Origin of the sequence: Rhizobium sp. N324 (assembly GCF_001664485.1) — a bacterium.
In the GTDB taxonomy this organism is placed as follows: Bacteria; Pseudomonadota; Alphaproteobacteria; order Rhizobiales; family Rhizobiaceae; genus Rhizobium.
The window spans coordinates 2,967,996-2,990,765 of sequence record NZ_CP013630.1 but is presented as its reverse complement, the minus strand read 5'-3'; the positions used below and the strand labels follow the sequence as shown (position 1 = coordinate 2,990,765).

Genomic DNA, 22,770 nt, shown 5'->3' with positions numbered 1-22,770 from the left:
AGCGCCGCCTACTATCTCCGCATGCGCACCCCAGGCGTAGCTGCCCTATCGGCCGAAGTTTTGGATTGTGTCGGCCACTGACGAATCAACGTATCGCGCAAAGAATCTTGCTATTCAAAGGGCGCTGGCCTACAAGCCCGAGCTCTGTTCGCGTCTGTCGCCTTTTTCAAGGCGATTGCCTAGATCCAGTCCAAAGCTGCTCTAGCAATGGTTCATGCTTGCTTCGGCCTGGTTCGCATCACCCTTCATTTTTCGAGATGTTGCCTAGATTGATAAAAAAAGGTGATAAAAAATGTGGAATGCCGGAAAGCCGTTCAACATCGCTTCCTACGCGCTTTTGACGATGATGGTGGCTCAGGTGACGGGGTTGAAGCCCGGCGATTTCGTTCATACGCTTGGCGATGCCCATCTTTATCACAACCATTTCGACCAGGCGAAGCTGCAGCTGGCGCGCCGGCCGAAGCCGCTGCCCTTCATGCGCATCAAGCCTGATGCGAAGGATATCTTCGGCTTCACCTTCGACGATTTCGAGCTGATCGGCTACGAGGCCGATGCCAGCATCAAGGCGCCGATCGCCGTCTGATCCGGGACATTCCATGGCTGATATCCGCAGGACCATTATCGCAGCCGTTGCCCGAAACGGTATTATCGGCCGCGACGGCGACATGCCCTGGCGGCTGTCGAGCGATCTTAAGCGCTTTAAGGCGTTGACATTGGGCAAGCCTGTGGTCATGGGCCGCAAGACCTATGAATCGATCGGAAAGCCGCTGCCGGGGCGGCCGAACGTCGTCATCTCCAGGCAGGCGGCGATAGATCATCCCGATGTCTCCATGGCGCATTCGCTGCCGGAGGCGATGACGGCGGCCGACAGGTTGGCGCGTGAAACTGGTGTCGACGAGATCTGCATTATCGGCGGCGGGCAGGTCTATGCCCAGGCGATCGGTCTGGCCGATCGGATGTGCATCACGCATGTCGAGGCCGATCTCGATGGAGATGCATCGTTCCCTGCGATCGATCCCGAGATCTGGCGGGCAGGGGAAACACTCGCGGTTCCGGCCGGCGAGAAGGACGGTTATGCCACGCGCTACGTCGTCTATGAGCGCCGCCACGGCTGAAAATGAACTATTTTCCAATTAAATTGACCAAGTTTCTCACGTTGCGTTGAAAGCCGATGCGGCGATACCTATAACGGTCACCAACGCATCCACCGGTCAGCCCCCACGGTTCCGGATGCGTGGAAGACTTAACGAACAACGAGGTTTTGATGCCCTGGAGCAATCAGAATGGCGGCGGCGGCCCTTGGGGCGGCGGCGGCGGTAATAATCAGGGACCATGGGGCCAGGGGCCGAACCGCCCGCGGGGCGGTGGCAGCGGCAAGGGCGGACCGCCCGATCTGGAAGATATCATCCGGCGCGGTCAGGACCAGCTGCGCAACATCGTTCCCGGCGGTTTCAACGGCGGCGTGGCGGTGATCGTCGCGGCGGTCGTTGCGGTTTTCTGGCTGATCCAGTGCGTCTACGTGGTGCAGCCGGACGAACGCGGCGTCGAGCTGCGCTTCGGCAAGCCGAAGGAAGAGATTTCGATGCCCGGCCTGCATTTCCATTTCTGGCCGATGGAATCCGTCGAGACGGTCAAGGTGACCGTGCAACAGCTGAATATCGGCGCGACCTCTGCATCGTCCTCGAACGGGCTGATGCTCTCCAGCGACAAGAGCGTCATCAATGTGCAGTTCGCCGTGTTCTATACCGTCAGCGATCCCAAGGCCTATCTCTTCAACGTCGAAAATCCGGCAGAGACCCTGCAGCAGGTTTCCGACAGCGCCATGCGCGAAATCGTCGGGCGCCGTCCGGCACAGGACGCCTTCCGCAGCAATCGTCAGCCGATCGAAGTGGATGTGCTCAATATCGTGCAGGATACGATGAACCGCTATGGCGCGGGCGTGACCGTGACCGGCGTGACGATCCAGAACGTGGCGCCACCGCGCGAAGTCGCCGATGCCTTCGAAGAAGTGCAGCGTGCCGGCCGTGACCGCGACAGCACGATCGAAGATGCCAACCGCTACACGAACCAGAAGCTCGGCCAGGCGCGAGGCGATGCGGCACGAATCCGTGAAGATGCGGCGGCCTACAAGAACCGTGTCGTCAAGGAGGCGGAAGGTGAGGCCCAGCGTTTCACCGCGATCAACGACGAATATTCGAAGGCTCCCGAAGTGACCCGCAAGCGGCTGTTCATCGAAACGATGGAACAGGTGCTGAAGAATTCGAAGAAGGTCATCATCGACGAGAAGCAGGGTGTGTTGCCCTATCTGCCGCTCAACGAGATCGGCAAGCCGGCGCAGCAGGGAGGTTGAACCATGACATCGAACAGACTTCCCATCATTCTCGTCATCCTGGCCATCGTGCTGGTCGGGCTTTATTCGTCGATCTTCGTGGTGAATGCACGCGAGCAGGCGATCGTCGTCCGCTTCGGCCAGATCCAGTCGGTCAAGACCGAACCCGGCATCTATTTCAAGCTGCCCTTCGGGTTCATGGATGCCGACCGCGTCCAACTGGTGGAAAAGCAGGCGCTGAGGCTCGATCTCGACAATATCCGCGTTCAGGTTCAGGACGGCCAGACCTTCGACGTCGATGCCTTCGTGATCTACAATATCTCGGATGTTCGCCGCTTCCGCGAAACGGTGTCGGGCGATCGCGAGGCCGCGGAAGCGCGGCTGAGAGCGCAGCTCGATTCATCGCTTCGCCGCGTCTACGGCTTGCGTGACTACAATGCCGCACTCTCGGAAGAACGTGTCGCGATGATGCTGGAGATCCGGGACGACCTGCGCACGGATGCCGAAAATCTCGGCCTGCATATCGACGATGTTCGCATCCGCCGCACCGACCTTTCGCCCGAGGTTGCGCCCAACACCTACAACGCCATGCGCTCGGAACGCCTGGCCGAAGCCGAGCGCATCCGCGCGGAGGGCAATGAAGAAGGTCAGCGGCGCCGGGCCGTCGCCGACCGCCAGGTCGTCGAGTTCACCGCGGGCGCCCAGCGCGATGCGGAAATCCTGCGCGGTCAAGGTGATGCGGAACGCAACCGCGTCTTCGCCGACGCCTTCAGCAAGGATCCGGCTTTCTTCGAGTTCTATCGCTCGATGGCTGCCTACTCCTCGGCGCTTTCGTCGCAGGATACGACGCTGGTGTTGTCGCCGAATACGGAATTCTTCCGCTATTTCGACAATGCCGCCGGCGCCCTGCAAGCGCCGACAAATCCGGCTGCGGCAGTTCCCGGCGCGGCTGCTCCCACAGCACCCGCGCAGCCGGCGAACTGACGGCAAAGGGATGCCATTGGCATCCCGACAATCCTGAAAGGGCCGGCCCGAGTGCCGGCCCTTTTTTCGTGAAAAGGTCGAGATAATCAGGCTTTTGCGAGGGTACGTCATATTGCACGGGGATTTCGCGAAAAGGTGATTTCGCCCTCCATCATTCCGCCTTATGCTGGTGCTCAATGTGCGCATTTACCCCCTAAGAGGAAGCTTGATGGCCCCCACGAATCGCTCGCCCTTCAGACGAACGCTCGCGCTTATGGCCAGCGCTGCAATGATTGCGCATGCCGGCATGAACGGGGTCGCCTATGCGCAAACCGCGCCTGAAACGACAGCACCAGCTGTTGTCGCACCCGCTCCGGCTACTCCGGAAACGGCTGCTCCTGCGCCCACGCCGCCTGCAGCCGCTGCACCGCAGCCGGCCGCACCAATTCAAGCCGGCGTGCCGAACAACGGTCCGGCGTCGGTCGCCGATCTCGCCGAGGGGCTGCTCGACGCCGTGGTCAACATCTCGACCTCGCAGAACGTGAAGGACGACGAGGGTGTCGGCCCGGCGCCGCGCGCCCCCGACGGCTCGCCTTTCCAGGAGTTCTTCAACGACTTCTTCGACAAGAAGCAGGGCAACAAGGGCGGCAACCACAATGTCAGCTCGCTCGGCTCCGGCTTCGTCATCGACCCGACCGGCTATATCGTAACCAACAACCATGTGATCGAGGGCGCCGACGATATTGAAGTCAACTTCGCCAATGGTTCGAAGCTCAAGGCAAAGCTGATCGGCACGGATACGAAAACCGACCTTTCGGTGCTGAAGGTCGAGCCGAAGACGCCGCTGAAATCGGTGAAATTCGGCGATTCCAGCACGATGCGGATCGGCGATTGGGTGATGGCGATCGGCAACCCGTTCGGCTTCGGCGGCTCGGTGACGGTCGGCATCATTTCCGGGCGCGGCCGCAATATCAATGCCGGCCCCTATGACAACTTCATCCAGACGGATGCGGCGATCAACAAGGGCAATTCCGGCGGGCCGCTCTTCAACATGAAGGGTGAGGTGATCGGCATCAACACGGCGATCATTTCGCCGAGCGGCGGCTCGATCGGCATCGGCTTCTCGGTCCCCTCCGAGCTTGCCTCCGGCGTCGTCGACCAATTGCGTGAATATGGCGAGACGCGGCGCGGCTGGCTCGGCGTGCGCATCCAGCCGGTGACCGACGATATCGCCGACAGCCTCGGGCTCGACAGTGCCAAGGGCGCGCTGGTCGCCGGCGTCATCAAGGGCGGCCCGGTCGACGACGGTTCCATCAAGGCAGGCGACGTCATTTTGAAATTCGACGGCAAGACCGTCAGCGAAATGCGCGATCTGCCGCGCGTCGTGGCGGAAAGCACGGTCGGCAAGGAAGTCGACGTGGTAGTGTTGCGCGACGGCAAGGAGCAGACCGTCAAGGTCAAGCTTGGCCGGCTCGAGGACAGCGATCAGGCGGCGGCATCCGGCGACGCGGCGCCCGACGGTTCGCAGGGTGACGGCGTGATCACCCCGGATCCGGACGAGAACAACGACATGGACCAGCCGGATTCCGGCGATCAGGCCCAGCCTGCACCGGGCGCGCCGGACCAGCACCAGGGCCAGGGGCAGGGCCAGGTGTCACCGGATGCATCAACGCCGAAGAATGTGCTCGGCTTGTCGTTGTCGCTTTTGAGCGCCGAGACGCGCAAGGCTTTCGGCATCGCCGAAAGCGTCGACGGTGTCGTCGTGACCGAGGTGACGCCCGGCTCCGCCTCGGCCGAAAAAGGGCTGAAGCCCGGCGACGTGATCGTCGAGGTGGCGCAGGAGTTCATGAAGTCGCCGGACGCGGTCGCCGCCAAGGTGAAATCGCTGAAGCAGGAGGGCCGCCGGAACGCCCAGCTAATGATCGCATCGGCGAATGGCGATCTGCGCTTTGTGGCGGTGCCGATGGAGTAAGGGGACTGCGGCGGTGCCGAGCCGCTGCGTTTCCTGTTCTCGCGCAACTTTTCCTCCCTCATTCCTGTGCTCGTCACAGAAATCCAGCCACGGCGCGTCGGCGCCGTGAATGACGCTTCTGCACGGAGAAGGAGTCTCCCGCGCCCAAGGACTTGGGCGCGCTGGATCCCTGTGACGAGCACAGGGATGAGGAAGATTGGGGTAAGCGTTCGCGCCAAATTCCATGCCGACGCGTTGGATAGCGTGCCGAATGGCTCGGATCGACCGGGGGGATTAGCCGTCCAGAGATGGTGAGCTATTTGAGGGCCTTCGGAGATTGCCCTTTCGCGCGAACCGCCAGCGGTCATCCTCTATTTCCGGACGATATGTTTATCCTCAAGCGCTTCCAAGGCGCGAAGTTCTGCTAGCTGTTCGTCAGTCAAAGCTCGCTTTCTCATTCATTTTCTGTAGCACGATTGAACATTCAACCCGTCACGAAATCCGTCTTCCGGTAGCCCTGGATATAGAGCAGCGCCGTCAGGTCGCCGTGGTTGATGCGCATCTGTGCCTCGGCGGCGACGGCGGGCTTGGCGTGGAGGGCGACGCCGGCGCCGGCGAGGTGCAGCATGCCGAGGTCGTTGGCGCCGTCGCCGACGGCGATCGCGTCTTCAGGCGAAATGCCGAGCTGAGCCGAAATCTCGTTCAGCGCATCGACCTTCGCCTGCTTGCCGAGGATCGGTTCGGCGACGAAGCCGGAGAGGATGCCGCCCTCTTCGAGCAGCGTATTGGCACGGTTCTCGTCGAAGCCGAGGGTGGCGGCGATGCGGCTGGTGAAGACGGTGAACCCGCCGGAGACGAGGGCGGTGTAATGGCCTTTCGACTTCATGGTGGCGATCAGTTCCGGGCCGCCCGGCGTCAGCGTGATGCGCTTGGCGATCACTCCGTCGACCACCGATGTCGGCAGGCCCTTCAAGAGGGCGACGCGTTCGCGCAAAGCGGGCTCGAAGGCGATCTCACCGTTCATGGCGCGGGCGGTAATGGTCGCGACCTTCTCCTTCAGGCCGACTTCGGCAGCGAGTTCGTCGATGCATTCCTGGCCGATCATCGTCGAATCCATATCGGCGATCAGCAGCTTCTTGCGGCGGCTCTCCTGCTCCTGGATCACGAGGTCGATCGGCGCGCCTGATATGACGGCAAGAATATTAGCCTCGGCCGCTGGCGCATCCGTGCCGTCACGCAGCGCGATGTCGCAGGCGATGCCGTCTGCCAGCCAGTAGAGGCCGGAAGCGTTCACCGCTTCGGCCGCCTGTTCGGCGATCTTGGGTGTCAGCACGGGATTTGACGGATTGGCAACAAGCGTGGCAACGAGAGCCATGATGGAAAACCTTCTGAGCACAGTGAACGCGATCCTGATAACCGGGCCGACCGCCAGCGGCAAGTCCGCGCTCGCCGTCGAATTGGCCAAGCGCCATGACGGCGTGGTCGTCAACGCCGACAGCATGCAGGTCTACGATACGCTGCGGGTGCTGACCGCGCGCCCGTCGGAAGAGGAGATGCAGGGTGTGCCGCATCATCTCTACGGCCACGTGCCGGCAGGTGCGGCCTATTCCACCGGCAGCTGGCTGCGCGATGTCTCGACGCTGCTGCCGTCGCTCAGGGCCGCCGACCGGCTGCCGGTCTTCGTCGGCGGCACCGGTCTTTATTTCAAGGCGCTGACCGGCGGCCTCTCCGACATGCCGCAGATCCCGGAGGACCTGCGGGAGGAACTCAGGACGCGGCTGCTTGCGGAGGGGCCGGAGGGGCTCCATTCCGAACTTGAGGCTATCGATCCTGCCATGTCGGCAAGCCTCAATCGCCAGGACGGGCAGCGCATCGTCCGGGCGCTTGAAGTGTTCAAGGCGACGGGACGGTCAATCGCCGATTTCCAGGGCCGGTCGGGACCCGTGGTGATCGACGCTGGCCAGGCTCGCAAGATCGTCGTGCTGCCGGACCGGGCGGTGCTGCATCAGCGCATCAACGGGCGTTTCGAAAAGATGCTGGACCAAGGCGCGGAAGACGAGGTGAGGGCGCTGCTTGCGCTCGACCTGCCGGCCGAGGCGCCTGTGATGAAGGCGATCGGAGTCTCGCAGATCGCGGCGATGCTCAATGGCGGGATGACGCGTGACGAGGTGCTGGAGAAGGGGGCCGCGGCGACGCGGCAATATGCCAAGCGTCAAATGACATGGTTCCGCAACCAGATGGACGACAGCTGGGAACGGCTGATGCTTTAGCCTCGGCGTTCGCCTCCGCCTCCGAAGATCTGCAGGTTCAGCAATTTGACGAGTTCGCCAACCGCCGCCTGCAGCCGGTCCGGCAGAAATCCACCGAATCCCAGCATCAGGCCGGGGCGCGCCGGCCGTGCGGCATACATGGGCGAGATCGCGCGCACCGCAAGGCCGGCCGATAGCGCCTGGGCTGCGAGCTGCACGTCGTCGGTCCCCTCGGGCAGCCATAGAAGAATGTGCATGCCCTGGTCGCTCGGCTGAATACGGCATCCCTCAGGCAAGGCCCGCTCGAGGCTTGAGAGCAGGATTGCGCGGCGTTCGGCATAGAGGCCGCGGATGCGCCGGATATGGGCTTCGAAATAGCCTTCCCTCATGTAGGCGGCTAGGACGTGCTGTTCTGCGGTCGGCGAGTGCCGGTCGAGAATGGCGCGCGCGCCGGCGAAGGCTTCCGCGAGCGCGGCAGGGGCGATGACATAGCCGAGGCGCAGCGATGGAAAGAGCACCTTGCTGAAAGTGCCGAGATAGATGACGCGGGAGGGGCGCAATCCCTGCATCGAGGGGAAGGGGTGCCCGGCATAACGCAGCTCGCTGTCGTAATCGTCCTCGACGATCCAGGCGCGGTTTTGGTCGGCCCAGGCGGCCAGGGCGTTGCGCCGGGCCATGCTGAGCGGCATGCCGACCGGATATTGATGCGAAGGGGTGACGAAGGCGGCGCGCGCCTGCTGGCAAAGTTCGAGGCCGCGTTCCACGTTCATTCCCTGCGCATCGACCGGGATGCGATGTGTCCGTGCGCCGAGATCGTCGAGCACGGCCGTGAGCCCGGGATAGGCCGGATCCTCGGTCCATACCGGATCGTCGCGCGACAGCAGGACACGCCCCGCCAGATAGAGGCCCTGCTGGGTACCCGACGTGACGATCACCTGTTCCGGCTCGCAGTGAACGGCCCGTGCGCGGCGGACATGGTCGGCGATGGCGACCCGCAGCTCGTGCAGTCCCATGGGATTTTGATAGCTTGCGGGGGCTGCCTGTTTCGATGCGCGCACGCGATTGCCGAGACGGCGCCAGTTGTCGTCCGGCGCAATACCGGCAGCCGGGACGGCGATGGCGAAGGGAATGGGCGGGTGAGGGGTGAGGGCGCGGGCGATCGATATCAGCCGGGCCGCCGGGAAGGGCAGATCGAAGGCATCCGCGCCCGGCGGCGCTGCCGGTGCGGGCGGAAACGGCGGCGTTGCGTCCACCAGGGCCGAGGCGACACTTGTTCCGGCCCCGACCCTCGCTTCGAGGTAGCCTTCGGCGGTCAGTTGATCGAACACTCCGACGACGGTGCCGCGGGCTATCTTCAAGGACGCAGCAAGGGTGCGCGTCGAAGGGAGGCGCTCGCCAGGCCTGAGTTCTGCGCGTGAGATCGCGCTGCGCAGAGCCTGGGCAAGCTGGCGGCCGACATCGGCGGTTCGGTCGATGGTTTTGAGCGATGGGATCTCGATGGTGCTGCGCCGCTTCGACATTGCAAAATGGTCCATGAAGATTGTTGAAAATGGTGCTTCATGATGGACCAATTCTAGCGCAGAAGGAAGTGAATTGGCCGATTTCGGAAACATGGACATGCAAGATCTTCTCGTCGTCTATATCGCTTATGTCATCGCGGCAGGCAGTCCCGGGCCAAGCAACATGGCCATCATGAACGTGGCGATGCGGCAAGGACGCCGGCCGGCTCTGGCGCTTGCCGCCGGAGTGATAACAATGTCGACATGCTGGGGGCTGATCGCGGTTACGGTCATCTCGACACTGCTTGTTCGCTACGCCCACGCGCTGCTGGTCCTCAAGATCGCGGGCGGGCTGTACCTCCTCTGGCTCGCCTGGAAAGCAGCCCGCTCGGCGACTGCCCGGGATGCGCCGGCGGATGAACTCGCCCGGCCTGCTGCGGAGTTCGGCGCACTCTATCGCCGCGGGATCCTGATGCACCTCGGAAACCCGAAGGCGGTTCTGGCCTGGGTCGCAATCATGTCGCTCGGTCTGAAGCCCGGCGCCTCGCCCGAGACCGCCGTCACGGCGTTCGGCGGATGCGTGCTCCTCGGGGTCTCGATATTTTCCGGTTATGCCGTGCTGTTTTCGACGGCGCCTATGGTGCGCGGTTATGCGCGGGCGCGCCGCTGGATCGAGGGGAGCCTCGCCATCTTCTTCGCGGGCGCTGGATCGCGCCTGCTGTTCTCCCATTGACCGCTTTTCTCAGGATCGCATCATGTCTTCATCATCTCCGTTTCATGTTCTTTCGGCCTTTCCGCCAACCCCCGCCGATGCGGATGGCCGGGTGGACACCGAAGCCCTTTGCCGTCTGCTCGAGCCTTTGTGTGATGCGGGCGTCGCCTCCATCGGCCTTCTCGGCAGCACTGGGATCTATGCCTACCTCACGCGCGAGGAACGGTTGCGGGCCATCGAGGCGGCGGTCGAATGCGTCAAAGGGCGTGTTCCCATCGTTGTCGGTGTTGGCGCTCTGCGGACAGACAGCGCTTGCGACCTTGCGAGGGATGCCGAAACGGCCGGCGCGGATGCGCTTCTGCTGGCGCCGGTGTCCTACACGCCCTTGACCCAGGAAGAGGTCTACCAGCATTTCCTGGCGGTCACGAAGGCGGCGGCGCTGCCGCTCTGCATCTATAACAATCCCGGCACGACCCACTTCACCTTTAGCCGCGAGCTACTGCGGCGCCTCTCCGATATCGAGACGATCAAGGCGGTGAAGATGCCTCTGCCGGCCGACGGCGATGTGCGAGGGGAACTCGCCGCATTGCGCGAGAAGACCGATCTCGCGATCGGCTATAGCGGCGACTGGGGTGCGGCCGAGGCGCTGCTCTCTGGCGCCGAGGCCTGGTACAGCGTCGTCGGCGGCTTGCTGCCGCGCACAGCCCTTGCCCTGACCAAGGCGGCGATTACAGGCGACGGCAACGAAACACGCAGGCTCGATGGGCTCCTTGAGCCGCTTTGGAGGATGTTCAAGGAACTCGGAAGCATCCGCGTGGTCTATATGCTGGTCGAGCATCTCTTGCTCACCCGGGCGGAGCTGCCGCGGCCTCTCATGCCGCTCGGAGCCGCGGACCGGCAGCGTGTCCTTCAGGTGGCCGAGCCGCTGATCGCGCTGGAACGTCAATCCTTGTTGTAGAGGCTGCTCAGCGGTTTCTTCAGGATGCTTTCGCGGAGCGACGTGCCGGGCTCCCGGCGGGTGACCGCGGGCTGATCCGTTGGCGGTGCCGGCCGGGGAAAGACCGGTTCTTCGCGGCGCATCTCGCGGCGGAGCGCGTCCAGCCGGGGATCGATCGCCGGCGGCGCGGCGGGGTCGAGCCGGGGTGCCTGCGGCAGCAGCTCACGCCGGTAGGATTCGAGCGGAGCAGACGAGAGGGCAGGCGATGCATAGGGCTTGTCGTCGATATCCTCGTCGGTCGCGTCAACCTCCTCGGGGGCTGCCGCTGAGGCAGCATAGCTCTGCTGGAAATTCGAAATGTCGGGTCCGACGGTCACCGCCCGCATGCGGGTGACGATCTTGCGCAGATCGACCGTATCCGGATCTTCCTCGCTGTGTTTGCTGTTGGCGCTGGCAGCCTTCGGCAGCAAGCTCTCGTCGACGCGGGAAAAGCGCATGCGCATCGGCACGCTGATCGCCTCGCCGAATGCGATCGCCTCGCCGTTGCCGATCGAGGAGATAAAGCTCGTCGTCGAGATCGACGAGTTGGGAATGGCCGAGCGGATGATTTCCTGGTCGCGGTCGTTGGCCAGGCGCATGGCAAACAGCGTCGAGCACTGCGACAGGATCGTCTGGTCGAGTTCACCCGGCCGCTGGGTGATGATCCCCAGCGAGACGCCGTATTTGCGGCCCTCCTTGGCGATGCGGGCGATCGCCTGGCGCGTCGGCACGAAACCGAGGCTGGGATCGGAGGGGATGTAGCGGTGGGCTTCCTCGCAGACGACCAGCATATGGATGGCGCCTTCGCTCCACAGCGCCACTTCGAAGGCCATGCGGCAAAGGACGGAGGCGACCGAATTGACCACCTCGGAGGGAATGCCGGCCAGCTGGAAGGTGCAGATCGGCCGGTTCTCGCCGGGAATGCGGAAAATCTGCGCGATGGTCTCGGTGATCGTGTCGCTGATCGTATTGTTGGAGAACATAAAGTGATAGCGCGGATCGTTGATCGCGGCGATGAGACGCATCTTCAGCGAGCGCAGGAAGGGCTTTTCCGTGCGGCCTTCCAGGCGGCCAATGCGCTCGTCGATCAGCGCCAGCAGATCGGCCATGCGGTAGGGGACCGGCGTATCGGCGGTGATCGAGCTCTTTTCCGTGGTGCGGCGCACCAGCGAGTTGTCGCTGCCGCGGAAGGCGCGCTTGGCCTCGGGCAGGATATCGCGCAGCATGTCGAGCTCTTCCGGCACCGGCGGGCGGCCGCGAAAGACGACTTCGGCGAATTCCTCCAGCCGCATCAGCCAGAAGGGCAGGTCGAGCGTATCGGTATCGATGGTGACGGCGTGCTTGGGAAATGCGGCGGCGAATTCGTTATGCGGATCGAGGATCAGCACCCGCAGTTTCGGGTTGGCTGCGATCGCCTTATGCAGCAGCAGCGACACGGCCGTCGACTTGCCGACACCGGTGGAGCCGACGACGGCGAAATGCTTGGAGAGCATCGAGGGGATGTGGATCGCCGCATCGATGCTTTCGTCCTGCGTCAGTTTGCCGATGACGGCGGTCGTACCCTCTCCGGCATCGTAGATGCGCATCAGGTCGGCGGCGCGAATGCGGTGAGCGATGGCGCCAAGATACGGATAACGCGAAATGCCGGTGGAGAATTCCTCGTGCCCGTCCTCATCGACACGGACTTCGCCGAGCAGCTCGGTCTCGATCTTGAACGTATTGTCCTCGCCTTCGCCCCAGGCATGGCCGCCGGTGTTCATCTGATAGACGAGGGCAACGACGCGGTTGCGGCCAACGCCGATCGAAATCAGCCGGCCGACGGACCAGAGCTCGGTCAGATCGGTGCCGCCGTCTTCGGCGACGGCGGCGATCGTCGCCCTGGATCCGCTGCACGCAACGACGCGGCCGAGAAAGCGATTTCCCGGCGCATGGCCATCGCGGCGATCGTGCTCGCCTGCCTTGCCAGACACGCGCAAGTCGTTGTTGAGCAAAGGGCTACTCCCTACAATAGGGGAAAAGAATAAAGTTAATCCTTTAACAAATTCTTCAGGCCACGGATTTCAGGGGGTAAAGGCTGGAGCCGGATTTTTATTGCGGCATGCGTTGACGCTGCGAAATTTTCTGTCTATCACTTCCGACCATGAAAATCGCAATGGCTCTTATCGTGGTGGGAAAGCGCATGGGCAGGATGGTGTAACCATCCGGCGGTAGCCACCCATGCGCTAGATGACAGGCTCCTCCGGGGCCTTTTTTTATGCCCGAAATTCGGGCTTCCGGCCACAAACGCAAATCCCAGCATAAACGGAACAGACAGATGAGCACGGACAATCAGGCGGCAGGCAATCGGATGACGGGAGCGGAGATCGTTCTCAAGGCGCTGAAGGACAACGGCGTCGAACATATCTTCGGCTATCCCGGCGGCGCGGTTCTGCCGATCTATGACGAGATCTTCCAGCAGGAAGAGGTCAAGCACATCCTCGTCCGTCACGAGCAGGGAGCAGGCCATGCGGCCGAAGGCTACGCCCGCTCCACCGGCAAGGTCGGCGTCATGCTGGTCACCTCGGGTCCGGGCGCCACCAATGCGGTCACGCCGCTGCAGGACGCGCTGATGGATTCGGTCCCGCTCGTCTGCCTGACCGGTCAGGTTCCGACCCCGCTGATCGGCTCCGACGCCTTCCAGGAATGCGATACGGTCGGCATCACCCGGCCCTGCACCAAGCACAACTGGCTGGTCAAGGACGTCAACCAGCTCGCCGCCGTTATTCACGAGGCCTTCCGCATCGCACAGTCCGGCCGTCCGGGCCCCGTCGTCGTCGATATTCCGAAAGACGTGCAGTTTGCCACCGGCACCTATACGCCGCCCGCCGATTACACGATCCAGAAGAGCTATCAGCCGAAAATCCAGGGCGACCTCAACCAGATCCATGCAGCGATCGAGCTGATGGCGACTGCGCGCCGTCCAATCATCTATTCCGGCGGCGGCGTCATCAATTCCGGCCCCGAGGCCTCCAAGCTGCTGCGCGAGCTGGTCGAACTCACCGGTTTCCCGATCACCTCGACGCTGATGGGCCTCGGCGCCTATCCGGCTTCGGGCAAGAACTGGCTGAAGATGCTCGGCATGCACGGCTCCTACGAAGCCAACATGGCGATGCATGACTGCGACGTCATGGTCTGCATCGGCGCCCGCTTCGACGACCGCATCACCGGCCGCCTCAATGCCTTTTCCCCGAATTCGAAGAAAATCCATATCGATATCGATCCGTCTTCGATCAACAAGAACGTCCGTGTCGATATCGGCATCCGCGGTGATGTCGGGCATGTCCTCGAAGATATGGTCCGCCTGTGGCGGGCGCTGCCGAAGAAGCCGGAGAAGAACCGCCTCGAAGACTGGTGGACCGATATCGCCCGCTGGCGGGCGCGCAACTCCTTCGCCTATACGAGGAGCAATGACGTCATCATGCCGCAATATGCGCTGGAGCGGCTCTATGCGCACACCAAGGACCGCGATACCTACATCACCACCGAAGTCGGCCAGCATCAGATGTGGGCGGCGCAGTTCTTCGGCTTCGAGCAGCCGAACCGCTGGATGACATCGGGCGGCCTCGGCACGATGGGCTACGGTCTGCCGGCGGCCCTTGGAGTCCAGATCGCCCATCCCGACAGCCTCGTCATCGACATTGCTGGCGACGCATCGATCCAGATGTGTATTCAGGAAATGTCGGCGGCGATCCAGCACGATGCGCCGATCAAGATCTTCATCATGAACAACCAGTATATGGGCATGGTGCGCCAGTGGCAGCAATTGCTGCACGGCAACCGTCTGTCGAACTCCTATACCGAGGCGATGCCCGATTTCGTCAAGCTGGCGGAAGCCTATGGCGCCGTCGGCCTGCGCTGCGAAAAGCCGGATGACCTGGACGATGCCATTGTCGAGATGATCGAGGTCAGGAAGCCGGTGATCTTCGATTGCCGGGTTGCCAATCTCGCCAACTGCTTCCCGATGATCCCCTCGGGCAAGGCGCATAACGAAATGCTGCTGCCTGATGAAGCCACCGACGAAGCGGTCGCCAATGCGATCGACGCCAAGGGCCGCGCGCTCGTCTGACATTTTTAATTTGCGCATAATCCTTTCCGAAAATCGTTTTCCATTTTCGGGGTTATGCGACAGGGAAGAGGAAACTCAAGACCATGAACGCACACCTACAGCCCACGGGCTCCGCCTACTTCATCTCGCCGGAAACGGCGGCGATCGAGAGCCACACGCTTTCCATTCTCGTCGATAACGAACCGGGCGTCCTTGCCCGGGTCATCGGCCTGTTTTCCGGCCGCGGCTACAATATCGAGAGCCTGACGGTTTCAGAGACCGAGCATCAGGCGCATCTTTCCCGCATCACCATCGTCACGCGCGGCACGCCGCAGGTGCTGGAGCAGATCAAGGCGCAGCTCGAGCGCATCGTACCGGTACACCGCGTCGTCGATTTGACAGTGCGCGCCCGCGAACTCGGCCAGGACCGGCCGATCGAGCGCGAGGTGGCGCTGGTCAAGGTGATCGGCGAGGGCGAGATGCGCGCCGAGACGCTGCGCCTTGCCGATGCCTTCCACGCCAAGGTGGTGGATGCGACGATCGATCACTTCATTCTGGAGATCACCGGCAAGTCTTCCAAGATTGATCAGTTCATCGCGATCATGAAGCCGCTCGGCTTGATCGAGGTCTGCCGCACCGGCATCGCGGCGATGAACCGTGGTGCGCAGGGAATGTAAGCCCGGCAGTGCAATCGTGCCGAAAGCCGCTGGAGATCACAGCATCTCCAGCGGCTTTTTGCTTGTCGGCGGCGGGAAGGCGGCGTCCAATGCCTGCCAGTCCTCATCGGTGATCTCAAGCGAGACGCAGTCGCGGTTCTCAGCCGCGCGTTCGGGATTCGACGTTTTCGGGATGACGATAACGCCGTCGCGTTCGAGCAGGAAGGCCAGCGCCAGCTGCGCTGGTGTCGCCTGATAGGCCTTGGCGATGTGGATCAGCTCGGGATGGTGCAGGATATGTCCCTGCTCGATCGGTGAATAGGCCATAACCGGGATGCGGCGGCTCTGGCACCAGGGCAGGAGATCGAATTCGATGCCGCGGCGGGAGAGGTTGTAGAGCACCTGGTTGGCGGCGACATTGGCGCCGTCGGGCACGGTGAGCAATTCCTCCATGTCGTCGGTGTCGAAATTGGAAACGCCCCAGGCGCCGATCTTGCCTGAGGCCTTCAGCATTTCGAAGGCCGCAACGGTTTCGGCCAGCGGATGACTGCCGCGCCAGTGCAGGAGATAGAGATCGATGCGGTCGGTGCGGAGCCGTTCCAGACTGCGCTCGCAGGCTTCGATCGTGCCTTTCAGGCTGGCATTCCAGGGATAGACCTTGCTGACGATGAAGACCTCGTCGCGCCGTCCGCTGATCGCCTGGCCGACGATCTCCTCGGCGCCACCGTCACCGTACATTTCGGCGGTGTCGATCAGCGTCATGCCGAGATCGATGCCGGCTTTGAGACTTTCGATCTCGGCCCTGGCATGGCCGGCATCCTCGCCCATGGCCCATGTTCCCTGGCCGAGCGCCGGCACCTCAGCGCCGTTCGGGAATTTGACGGATGGAATCGGGTCGTCCTGCATGGGTTTCTTCCTCGGCAAAAGATTGGGCCGTGTCGCCATCTTTCCAGTAATCCTGTCACCATGACAATAATGCAATGGCATGGGTAATTTTGGACAGTTATGCTGACCTAAATGAACAGGCTGGAAAAGGCCGGTTCGGGAGGTCTCATGCCGCTGGATACGTTTGTCGCCCTCGTACTCTTCGCCTTCACGACCTCGATCACGCCGGGGCCGAACAATATGATGCTCTTTGCCTCGGGCGTGAATTTCGGCTTCCGCAGAACGATCCCGCATATGTTCGGCATCGGTGTCGGGTTCTTCTCGCTGCTCATCGGCGTCGGTCTTGGACTTGGCGCGGTGCTGCATACGATGCCGGCAGTCTATACGGCGTTGAAATTTGCCGGCGGCGCCTATCTCGTCTGGATCGCCTGGAAGATCGCCTCGTCGCGATCGCTTAGCGAAGGCAAGAGCGCCGTCAAGCCAATGTCTTTCTTTTCAGCGGCGGCCTTTCAGTGGGTCAATCCAAAAGCCTGGGTGATGGCGGTCACCGCGATGGCGACCTATACCAATCCCGAGCTCTATCTCGTCAGCGTGCTTCTCGTCGGCCTCGCCTTTGCGGCAGTCAACGTGCCGAGCGTTTCGACCTGGGCAGGCTTCGGCTCGGCATTGCGGGAATGGCTTTCCGATCCGGTGCGGCTGAAATGGTTCAATATCAGTATGGCGGTGCTTCTGGTGGCGAGCCTCTGGCCGATGCTAAAATAGGGTGATCGACGGCTTCGCCAGCATCAGCCAGAGAATGCCGATGACGGCTGAGAAGGCCGGGAAGCCGCAGGCGAACCAGATGCGGTAGAGGCTGAAATAGGCCGGCGGCAGGGCGCCTCCCGATGCTGCCGCGGCGCGGGCGAAATCGCGCAGGCGGATCTGGATCCAGACGACCGGCAGCCAGAACAGGCCGGTGAGAAGATAAAGCAGCAGCGACAGCGCGATCCAGCCTTCCGTCAGCTCCCAGCCGATCGAGCGCACCAGCAGATATCCGGTCACGGGTTGAAAAATGGCGGCCGTAGCGGTGAAGATCGTATCGGCAATGACGACGGTTCCGGCGACGTGGGCGATCAGAACGGAATCACGCGTGCGATGCGCCATCACCATGAAGAAGGCGATGCCGGCGCCGGTGCCGAAGAGCACGGTCGCGCCGATGACATGGGCAAGCAGCAGCCATTGCTCGAGCATCAGCGTTCATCCAGTGTGGCAAGGGCCGTCAGCGTCAGTAAGATCGACGGCAGCACCTTGACGAGGGGACCGAGCGGATCGAGCCAGAGCATCGGTTCGAGCAGGCTGGCGCCGGCGAGATAGGCGAAGGAGACAGCCAGCATGCCGAGAAGCGCGCGTTTGGCGAGCGGACGGACAAGCACGGCAGCGCCGAGCGCCACGTCGATCAGGCAAGTTGCAAGCGTCAGCGCGGTGGCCGTGGACTCCGGCATGAACGGCAGGAAATGGGCGGATGTCTTCTGCAACGCCAGCAGCGGGATCAGGCCGGAGAGCAGCCAGAAGGCGGAGAGCCCCGATATGACGAGCGGTTTCAGCAGGTAGAGCCGGGCAAACCAGAGATCCTGCACGCCGGATGGATTGGCTGATAGGGCTGCCGCAGCGGATGTCGCGACGAGGCCGCTTTCTCCCTTTGCGCTTTGTATGCCCTCCGACATGACCGTCATCGCCGTCGAGCGCAGCGGCGAGCGCCAGCCGAGCAGCCCTGCGACATCGGCAAGCCACATGACGGGCTTTGCAAGCCACGGCGCAAGGGAAAAGACGCGGGCGGGGGGCAGGCCCAGCCATTGCCGGTGAAGGCTGACGAGATCGGCAAGCGTCAGGGTCTCGTCGTCGGCGAGATCGATATCACCGCGGAGGCCGACTGCAACCGCCCGCGACACGGCTTCCGCCACATCGTCCACCGACAGCATTTCGACCGGGCTTTCGGCATGGACGAGCGGCAGCGCCAGGGGGAGGGCGGCAAGCGCCCTGAGCAGCGACGAACCGCCATGGGCATTGCGGCCGAGAACGAGGGCAGGGCGCAGGATGAGGCAAGGCAGGCCGCTTACCGCCAGCGCCTCGTCGGCCCGGCGCTTGGTGGCGAGGAAGGGCAGGTCGCCCGCCGCGCCGGCCGTCCTCGCCGATATCTGGACGATCAGAGGCTGCGACCCGCGTTTGGCGGCGGCATAGAGCGCCAGCATCGCCTCGGCTTGCGTGGCCGCCAGATTGTCCGAGAGACCGTCCTGCAGGGCGCCGGCGCAATTGACGACGGCATGCTGGCCGTTGAGGATCTCATCCCAGTCGTCCGCTTTCGTCATATGCGAGAGATCGGCCCGGCGCCAGTTTATCGCCGGCTGTTTCAGGCGGGCACGCGTGGGATTGCGGCCGAGCCCGGTCACTGCATGCCCCTCGGCGACGAGCCGGGCTGCGACGACGGAGCCTATGAAGCCGGTTGCACCGAGAATCAGAATGTTCATGGCGGGAGATTAGCGGAAAAGTTTGAGTGGGATAGGAGGGCTTGGCGGGGGTGTGGTGTGTGGTAGAAGGAAGGGAGACGGCTTGATGTTTTGGATTGGGCGAGACGTTGCTGCGATTCCCCTTCTCCCCAGCGGGGAGAAGATGCCGGCAGGCAGATGAGGGGGTGAGCGACAAGGTCGCGAATGCACGAAGCGCAAGCGAAGGGCAACAATGACGGGCATGCCGTGCGGCCCCCTCATCCGACCCTTCGGGCCACCTTCTCCCCGCTGGGGAGAAGAGGGTGCAAGGGGTTGACCTTGCCCATCCTTCGGCCGCGCGAGAGTAAGTGGGGCGCCTATCCGCGTTCCGGGAGGATATTGCGATGCACGACGACCACGACAACAATGCCGATCACCACCACCACAAACATGCTCATCACCACGACAACCACTATTCCGACATGCAGGCCCGCGTCAAAGCGCTGGAAACGCTGCTGACGGAGAAGGGTCTCATCGATCCGGCGGCGATCGATGCGATTGTCGAGACCTATGAGACCAAGGTGGGGCCGAGGAACGGGGCGCATGTCGTCGCCAAGGCCTGGAGCGATGCCGATTTCGCCGACTGGCTGAAGCGTGATGCGACAGCGGCGATTGCGAGCCTCGGTTATACCGGCCGGCAGGGCGAGCATATGCGCGCCGTCTTCAACACGGCCGAGACCCATAATCTCATCGTCTGCACGCTCTGCTCCTGTTATCCCTGGTCGGTGCTCGGGCTGCCGCCGGTGTGGTACAAGGCGCCGGCCTATCGCTCGCGCGCCGTCATCGATCCGCGCGGCGTGCTTGCCGAATTCGGCCTGACGCTGCCGGAGGAGAAGAAGATCCGTGTCTGGGATTCGACGGCGGAGCTGCGTTATCTCGTGATCCCCGAGCGGCCTGAGGGCACGGACGGAATGGACGAAGCCGCACTGGCCGGCCTCGTCAGCCGCGATGCGATGATCGGCACGGCCATTGCCGGCAGCCCGGAGGCTCTTCCATGAACGGACCGCACGATCTCGGCGGGCAGATGGGTTTCGGGCCTGTCGCGCCCGAAAAGGACGAGCCCTGTTTCCACGCCGAATGGGAAAAGCGGGCCCTCGGCATCACACTTTCCTGCGGCGCTTTCGGCGTCTGGACGATCGATGAAAGTCGGCATGCGCGCGAAAATATTCCGCCGGCCGATTATCTCGCCGCCAGCTATTACGAGATCTGGATCCGCGGTGTCGAGATGCTGCTCGCAAGGCACGGTTTTGCCACGCTCGAGGAGCTGGTCTCCGGGCGAAAGCTGCAGGCAGGCACGGTGCCGAAGCGGATGCTGAAGGCAGAGATGGTGCCGGGCGCGCTGGCGAAAGGCGGGCCTTGCGATCGTCCTGTCGAAACCGCCCCGCGCTTTGCGGTCGGAGAGGCGGTGAGGACGAGGAATTTCAATCCGGCCACCCATACGCGGCTGCCGCGTTATGCGCGCGCCAAGACGGGCGTCGTCGAGGCGGTGCAAGGGGCATTCGTCTTCCCCGACGATAATGCGCATGGCCGCGGCGAAAATCCGCAATGGCTCTATACGGTCGTCTTCGGCGGCGGTGAGATCTGGGGCGAAGGAGCGGATCCGTCGCTGACGGTCTCCATCGATGCGTGGGAGAGCTATCTTGAGCACTTGTGAGACGCCGTCTCAGTTGGCGCAATCGCTTGGGTTGCCGAGGTCGCCGGAGGGTGATCCGGTCTTTCCCGAGCCTTGGGCGGCGGAGGCCTTCGCCATGACGGTGCATCTGCACGAGAAGGGGCTGTTTGCCTGGGGCGAATGGGCGGAAGTCCTGTCGAAAGAATTGCACAAGCCTCAACGCGCCGAGGATGGCAGCGATTATTTCGACTGCTGGGTGGCGGCCCTTTCCGAACTGCTCGTCAGCCGCGGCATAGCGGATGCATCTGCCATTCTCGACCTGCAGCAGAGCTGGCAGCGGGCCGCCGAAGCCACGCCGCATGGGCAGCCGATCGAACTTGCCAACGATCCAAAGCGCTGATTCTCACGAAGGGAACTGCCGATAGCATTCCTCGGCCACACCGCGCAGGGTCTCACGCGTGATTTCGCCGGTGACGGCATAACCGAGTTCGCCGTCGATCCAGTAGAAGGTCTCGAGATTGCCCGATGAGGCGAAGCGGAAGCTCGTCGTACGGTTTTCGGTGTTGCGGCCGACGATGACGGTCAGGCGCTCGCCGGCCTGGTTCTCGTACATGAACATGGCGCCCGGTCTGTCATCGACCGGCAGCAGGCGGCCGCCGACCAACTTGAAGCCGAGCGGCTGCAGGTTCGGGATCTTCAGGTTCTGGATGGCGAGGCGCTTGCCGAGCCAGGTGGCGAGGTGGGCTTCCTCGTCGGCGAAGACTTCGACCGGGTGGCGAACCTCGGCGGCATAAACCAAGAAAGCGGTCTCGGCCTGCTTCGGCAGGGTTTCGGAGCCGGCAAGCTGCAGCTCCGGCTTTGTCAGAAGTGCCGGGCCGTAATGGCCGCTGACGGCGCCGAGCGCGAAGACGACGAGGGCCGCGGCGGCGATCGCCAGGCGTCTCCACTCCGACGAGACGGTGCGCGGGGGTGATACGAGCAGGGCGTCCGTGTCCTTCGCCTGCTCATATCCTGAAAACAGCGACCGGATGCCGCTATTCTGCGCCTGCCATTCAGCGACCAGCGCCGCCTCGTCGGGATTGTCGGCAAGGTAGGCTTCGATGCGGGCGCGCGCCGCTTCCGGCAGTTGGCCGTCGGCATAGGCGTGAAGATCGGCTTCGGTGACGATCGGGTTGGTCTCGTTCATTTCGGTCTCCGAAGCGTAATGACGTTATCGGCTTTCAGCCGCTCGGCGACGCGGTGGCGGGCGCGCGACAGCCGGGACATGACGGTGCCGATGGGGATATCGAGGGCGGCGGCGACCTCGCCGTAGGTGTATCCCTCGATGACCACGAGCATCAGCACGGCGCGGTGCTCCTCCGAAAGGCTGTTCAACGCATCGTCGAGCCGGGCACGCGCCAGCGGATCGGCCGGCGGTTCGGGGGTGGCGATATCCTCGGCGGCGTCGAGTTCGACCAGGCCGTCGCGCGCCTTGCCGCGCCGGCCGTTGCGGTAGAGATTGGTCATGATGGTCAGGACCCAGCCGCGCAGGTTGCGGCCACGCCATTGTCCGCGGCGCGCCAGCACCTTCTCGACGCAATCCTGGAGCAGATCCTCGCCATCGGCATCCGAACGCGTCAGGCTGCGCGAATAGCGCCTGAGCGAGGGGAGGAGGGCCAGGATCTGGCCCTCGAAACTTTCAGGTGCGGGTGTTTTCACGCCAGCCGCTTTCTGATGATCAAGGCCCCTGCGATCAAGGTTTGGCAAGGTCCCAATTGCCGCCGACGCCGTCGCCGGTGATGTCGCCCGACTTCTTGTCCTTGACCCAGTAATAGAGCGGCATGCCGTCCTTGGCCCATTGCTTCGTGCCATCCTTCCGATCGATGATCGAATATGCACCATCGGCCTTGGCATCGGAAGCGGCCATCAGCGGCGGCCAGTTCTTGGCGCAATCGTCATTGCAGTTGGAAACGCCCTTGGCGTCCTTTTTGAATGTGTAGAGGGTCATGCCGTTTTCGCCGGCAAGAACCTTGCCCTTGGCCGATTCGACTTCCTTGACGGGAGCGGCTGCGAAAGCAGCGGTTGCGGCGAGGGCCGCAGCGGCCACGACGGACAGGAATTTCACGGATTTCATGATGTCTCTCCTTGAGAACTGGGCACGCAATTTTGCGATACCTCAGATGAGACACGAGACGCGGCGGTTTTATTCCCGACGCATGGAAAATTTTAGGGCAGGAGGCACGCGAGAGCCCGTACCGACATTCCCCGGGCAGGGGCGGAGGCCAATTTGCGCGGTCATTTACATCATGTCGATTTGCGGATAGTGTTTATCCTTAATTCCGTTCGCAGAACC

General features: G+C 62.9%; 22 protein-coding genes and 1 pseudogene. 14 read left to right on the top strand and 9 right to left on the bottom strand.

The annotated features are described in order from the left end of the window. Positions 1-304: 304 nt before the first annotated feature. The 5 genes and pseudogenes from thyA to AMK05_RS14445 form a co-directional block, all read left to right on the top strand. A pseudogene (gene thyA / locus AMK05_RS14465) lies at positions 305-583 on the top strand (thymidylate synthase); the annotation flags it as partial. 13 nt (positions 584-596) lie between these two features. Next, a complete protein-coding gene (locus tag AMK05_RS14460; RefSeq protein ID WP_064839487.1) occupies positions 597-1,115 on the top strand; it encodes a dihydrofolate reductase in 519 nt (172 codons plus the stop codon). A 149-nt stretch (positions 1,116-1,264) separates the two neighbouring features. Next, positions 1,265-2,350, top strand: coding sequence for an FtsH protease activity modulator HflK (hflK, locus tag AMK05_RS14455; RefSeq protein WP_064839485.1), 1,086 nt, complete (start codon positions 1,265-1,267; stop codon positions 2,348-2,350). A gap of 3 nt (positions 2,351-2,353) precedes the next feature. Then, a complete protein-coding gene (gene hflC, locus AMK05_RS14450; RefSeq protein WP_064839483.1) occupies positions 2,354-3,313 on the top strand; it encodes a protease modulator HflC in 960 nt (319 codons plus the stop codon). 208 nt (positions 3,314-3,521) lie between these two features. Continuing rightward, positions 3,522-5,264, top strand: a complete 1,743-nt coding sequence (locus tag AMK05_RS14445) for a Do family serine endopeptidase (protein WP_064839481.1) — start codon at positions 3,522-3,524, stop codon at positions 5,262-5,264. A 463-nt stretch (positions 5,265-5,727) separates the two neighbouring features. On the opposite strand, the gene serB is transcribed toward AMK05_RS14445, so the two are convergent. Then, positions 5,728-6,618, bottom strand: a complete 891-nt coding sequence (gene serB, locus AMK05_RS14440) for a phosphoserine phosphatase SerB (RefSeq protein ID WP_064839479.1) — start codon at positions 6,616-6,618, stop codon at positions 5,728-5,730. Here serB and miaA point away from each other — a divergent pair. Continuing rightward, positions 6,617-7,513, top strand: coding sequence for a tRNA (adenosine(37)-N6)-dimethylallyltransferase MiaA (gene miaA, locus AMK05_RS14435; RefSeq protein ID WP_064839477.1), 897 nt, complete (start codon positions 6,617-6,619; stop codon positions 7,511-7,513). The genes serB and miaA overlap by 2 nt on opposite strands. Here the strand turns inward: miaA and pdxR are convergent. Next, on the bottom strand, positions 7,510-9,012 hold the full coding sequence (gene pdxR, locus AMK05_RS14430; protein WP_190237345.1) for a MocR-like pyridoxine biosynthesis transcription factor PdxR: 1,503 nt from the start codon (positions 9,010-9,012) through the stop codon (positions 7,510-7,512). The genes miaA and pdxR overlap by 4 nt on opposite strands. A gap of 97 nt (positions 9,013-9,109) precedes the next feature. On the opposite strand from pdxR, the gene AMK05_RS14425 reads away from it, so the two are divergent. Both AMK05_RS14425 and AMK05_RS14420 read left to right on the top strand, forming a co-directional pair. Beyond that, entirely contained in the window at positions 9,110-9,724 is a 615-nt protein-coding gene (locus tag AMK05_RS14425; protein WP_064841385.1) for a LysE family translocator, read from the top strand. 22 nt (positions 9,725-9,746) lie between these two features. Further along, complete coding sequence (locus AMK05_RS14420; RefSeq protein ID WP_064839474.1) at positions 9,747-10,661, top strand: dihydrodipicolinate synthase family protein; 915 nt, start codon at positions 9,747-9,749, stop codon at positions 10,659-10,661. Here AMK05_RS14420 and AMK05_RS14415 read toward each other — a convergent pair. Next, positions 10,646-12,670, bottom strand: coding sequence for an ATP-binding protein (locus AMK05_RS14415; protein WP_064839473.1), 2,025 nt, complete (start codon positions 12,668-12,670; stop codon positions 10,646-10,648). The two genes, AMK05_RS14420 and AMK05_RS14415, sit on opposite strands and share 16 nt — an antisense overlap. A gap of 323 nt (positions 12,671-12,993) precedes the next feature. Here AMK05_RS14415 and AMK05_RS14410 point away from each other — a divergent pair, with 323 nt between their 5' ends. Together AMK05_RS14410 and ilvN are read left to right on the top strand one after the other, a co-directional pair. Next, positions 12,994-14,784, top strand: coding sequence for an acetolactate synthase 3 large subunit (locus AMK05_RS14410; protein WP_082935661.1), 1,791 nt, complete (start codon positions 12,994-12,996; stop codon positions 14,782-14,784). Positions 14,785-14,867: 83 nt separating this feature from the next. Then, complete coding sequence (gene ilvN / locus AMK05_RS14405; protein WP_064839471.1) at positions 14,868-15,440, top strand: acetolactate synthase small subunit; 573 nt, start codon at positions 14,868-14,870, stop codon at positions 15,438-15,440. Positions 15,441-15,476: 36 nt separating this feature from the next. Here ilvN and AMK05_RS14400 read toward each other — a convergent pair whose 3' ends face one another. Further along, positions 15,477-16,325, bottom strand: coding sequence for an aldo/keto reductase (locus tag AMK05_RS14400; RefSeq protein WP_064839469.1), 849 nt, complete (start codon positions 16,323-16,325; stop codon positions 15,477-15,479). 147 nt (positions 16,326-16,472) lie between these two features. Between AMK05_RS14400 and AMK05_RS14395 the strand changes: the two genes are divergently transcribed. Further along, positions 16,473-17,066, top strand: a complete 594-nt coding sequence (locus AMK05_RS14395; RefSeq protein ID WP_064839467.1) for a LysE family translocator — start codon at positions 16,473-16,475, stop codon at positions 17,064-17,066. On the opposite strand, the gene AMK05_RS14390 is transcribed toward AMK05_RS14395, so the two are convergent. Together AMK05_RS14390 and AMK05_RS14385 are read right to left on the bottom strand one after the other, a co-directional pair. After that, positions 17,058-17,534: a DUF2269 family protein gene (locus tag AMK05_RS14390; RefSeq protein WP_064839465.1), complete on the bottom strand. Its 477-nt coding sequence runs from the start codon at positions 17,532-17,534 to the stop codon at positions 17,058-17,060. The genes AMK05_RS14395 and AMK05_RS14390 overlap by 9 nt on opposite strands. Further along, entirely contained in the window at positions 17,534-18,808 is a 1,275-nt protein-coding gene (locus AMK05_RS14385; RefSeq protein ID WP_064839463.1) for an SDR family oxidoreductase, read from the bottom strand. The genes AMK05_RS14390 and AMK05_RS14385 overlap by 1 nt, the downstream gene beginning before the upstream one ends. Positions 18,809-19,170: 362 nt before the next feature. Here AMK05_RS14385 and nthA point away from each other — a divergent pair, with 362 nt between their 5' ends. From nthA to AMK05_RS14370, 3 genes are read left to right on the top strand one after another with little or no spacing between them, the layout of a single operon-like run. Next, the gene (nthA, locus tag AMK05_RS14380; protein WP_064839461.1) at positions 19,171-19,824 is read left to right on the top strand and encodes a nitrile hydratase subunit alpha; all 654 of its coding nucleotides are present in this window, start codon (positions 19,171-19,173) and stop codon (positions 19,822-19,824) included. Further along, positions 19,821-20,480 carry a nitrile hydratase subunit beta gene (nthB, locus tag AMK05_RS14375; protein ID WP_064839458.1) on the top strand — a complete coding sequence of 220 codons (660 nt, stop codon included), beginning with the start codon at positions 19,821-19,823 and terminating at the stop codon, positions 20,478-20,480. Before nthA ends, nthB begins: the two co-directional genes overlap by 4 nt. Then, a complete protein-coding gene (locus tag AMK05_RS14370) occupies positions 20,467-20,838 on the top strand; it encodes a nitrile hydratase accessory protein (protein WP_064839456.1) in 372 nt (123 codons plus the stop codon). The genes nthB and AMK05_RS14370 overlap by 14 nt, the downstream gene beginning before the upstream one ends. A gap of 3 nt (positions 20,839-20,841) precedes the next feature. Here AMK05_RS14370 and AMK05_RS14365 read toward each other — a convergent pair whose 3' ends face one another. The 3 genes from AMK05_RS14365 to AMK05_RS14355 are packed head-to-tail and all read right to left on the bottom strand — an operon-like array spanning position 20,842 to position 22,551. Further along, a complete protein-coding gene (locus AMK05_RS14365; RefSeq protein WP_064839454.1) occupies positions 20,842-21,624 on the bottom strand; it encodes an anti-sigma factor family protein in 783 nt (260 codons plus the stop codon). After that, positions 21,621-22,136 (bottom strand): RNA polymerase sigma factor, encoded by a 516-nt coding sequence (locus AMK05_RS14360; protein WP_064839452.1) that lies wholly within the window; start codon positions 22,134-22,136, stop codon positions 21,621-21,623. Before AMK05_RS14360 ends, AMK05_RS14365 begins: the two co-directional genes overlap by 4 nt. A 34-nt stretch (positions 22,137-22,170) precedes the next feature. After that, entirely contained in the window at positions 22,171-22,551 is a 381-nt protein-coding gene (locus AMK05_RS14355) for a COG4315 family predicted lipoprotein (protein ID WP_064839450.1), read from the bottom strand. Between the last annotated feature and the right edge of the window lie 219 nt (positions 22,552-22,770).

Bases quoted from the DNA above. Each gene is read 5' to 3' on its own strand.
- ilvN (WP_064839471.1), top strand. From the start codon at position 14,868: ATGAACGCACACCTACAGCCCACGGGCTCCGCCTACTTCATCTCGCCG.
- AMK05_RS14385 (WP_064839463.1), bottom strand. From the start codon at position 18,808: ATGAACATTCTGATTCTCGGTGCAACCGGCTTCATAGGCTCCGTCGTC.
- AMK05_RS14445 (WP_064839481.1), top strand. From the start codon at position 3,522: ATGGCCCCCACGAATCGCTCGCCCTTCAGACGAACGCTCGCGCTTATG.
- AMK05_RS14395 (WP_064839467.1), top strand. From the start codon at position 16,473: ATGCCGCTGGATACGTTTGTCGCCCTCGTACTCTTCGCCTTCACGACC.
- AMK05_RS14410 (WP_082935661.1), top strand. From the start codon at position 12,994: ATGAGCACGGACAATCAGGCGGCAGGCAATCGGATGACGGGAGCGGAG.
- serB (WP_064839479.1), bottom strand. From the start codon at position 6,618: ATGGCTCTCGTTGCCACGCTTGTTGCCAATCCGTCAAATCCCGTGCTG.
- AMK05_RS14400 (WP_064839469.1), bottom strand. From the start codon at position 16,325: ATGCAGGACGACCCGATTCCATCCGTCAAATTCCCGAACGGCGCTGAG.
- hflK (WP_064839485.1), top strand. From the start codon at position 1,265: ATGCCCTGGAGCAATCAGAATGGCGGCGGCGGCCCTTGGGGCGGCGGC.
- hflC (WP_064839483.1), top strand. From the start codon at position 2,354: ATGACATCGAACAGACTTCCCATCATTCTCGTCATCCTGGCCATCGTG.
- nthA (WP_064839461.1), top strand. From the start codon at position 19,171: ATGCACGACGACCACGACAACAATGCCGATCACCACCACCACAAACAT.
- AMK05_RS14390 (WP_064839465.1), bottom strand. From the start codon at position 17,534: ATGCTCGAGCAATGGCTGCTGCTTGCCCATGTCATCGGCGCGACCGTG.
- nthB (WP_064839458.1), top strand. From the start codon at position 19,821: ATGAACGGACCGCACGATCTCGGCGGGCAGATGGGTTTCGGGCCTGTC.
- AMK05_RS14425 (WP_064841385.1), top strand. From the start codon at position 9,110: ATGCAAGATCTTCTCGTCGTCTATATCGCTTATGTCATCGCGGCAGGC.
- AMK05_RS14460 (WP_064839487.1), top strand. From the start codon at position 597: ATGGCTGATATCCGCAGGACCATTATCGCAGCCGTTGCCCGAAACGGT.
- miaA (WP_064839477.1), top strand. From the start codon at position 6,617: ATGATGGAAAACCTTCTGAGCACAGTGAACGCGATCCTGATAACCGGG.
- AMK05_RS14420 (WP_064839474.1), top strand. From the start codon at position 9,747: ATGTCTTCATCATCTCCGTTTCATGTTCTTTCGGCCTTTCCGCCAACC.
- AMK05_RS14355 (WP_064839450.1), bottom strand. From the start codon at position 22,551: ATGAAATCCGTGAAATTCCTGTCCGTCGTGGCCGCTGCGGCCCTCGCC.
- AMK05_RS14365 (WP_064839454.1), bottom strand. From the start codon at position 21,624: ATGAACGAGACCAACCCGATCGTCACCGAAGCCGATCTTCACGCCTAT.
- pdxR (WP_190237345.1), bottom strand. From the start codon at position 9,012: ATGTCGAAGCGGCGCAGCACCATCGAGATCCCATCGCTCAAAACCATC.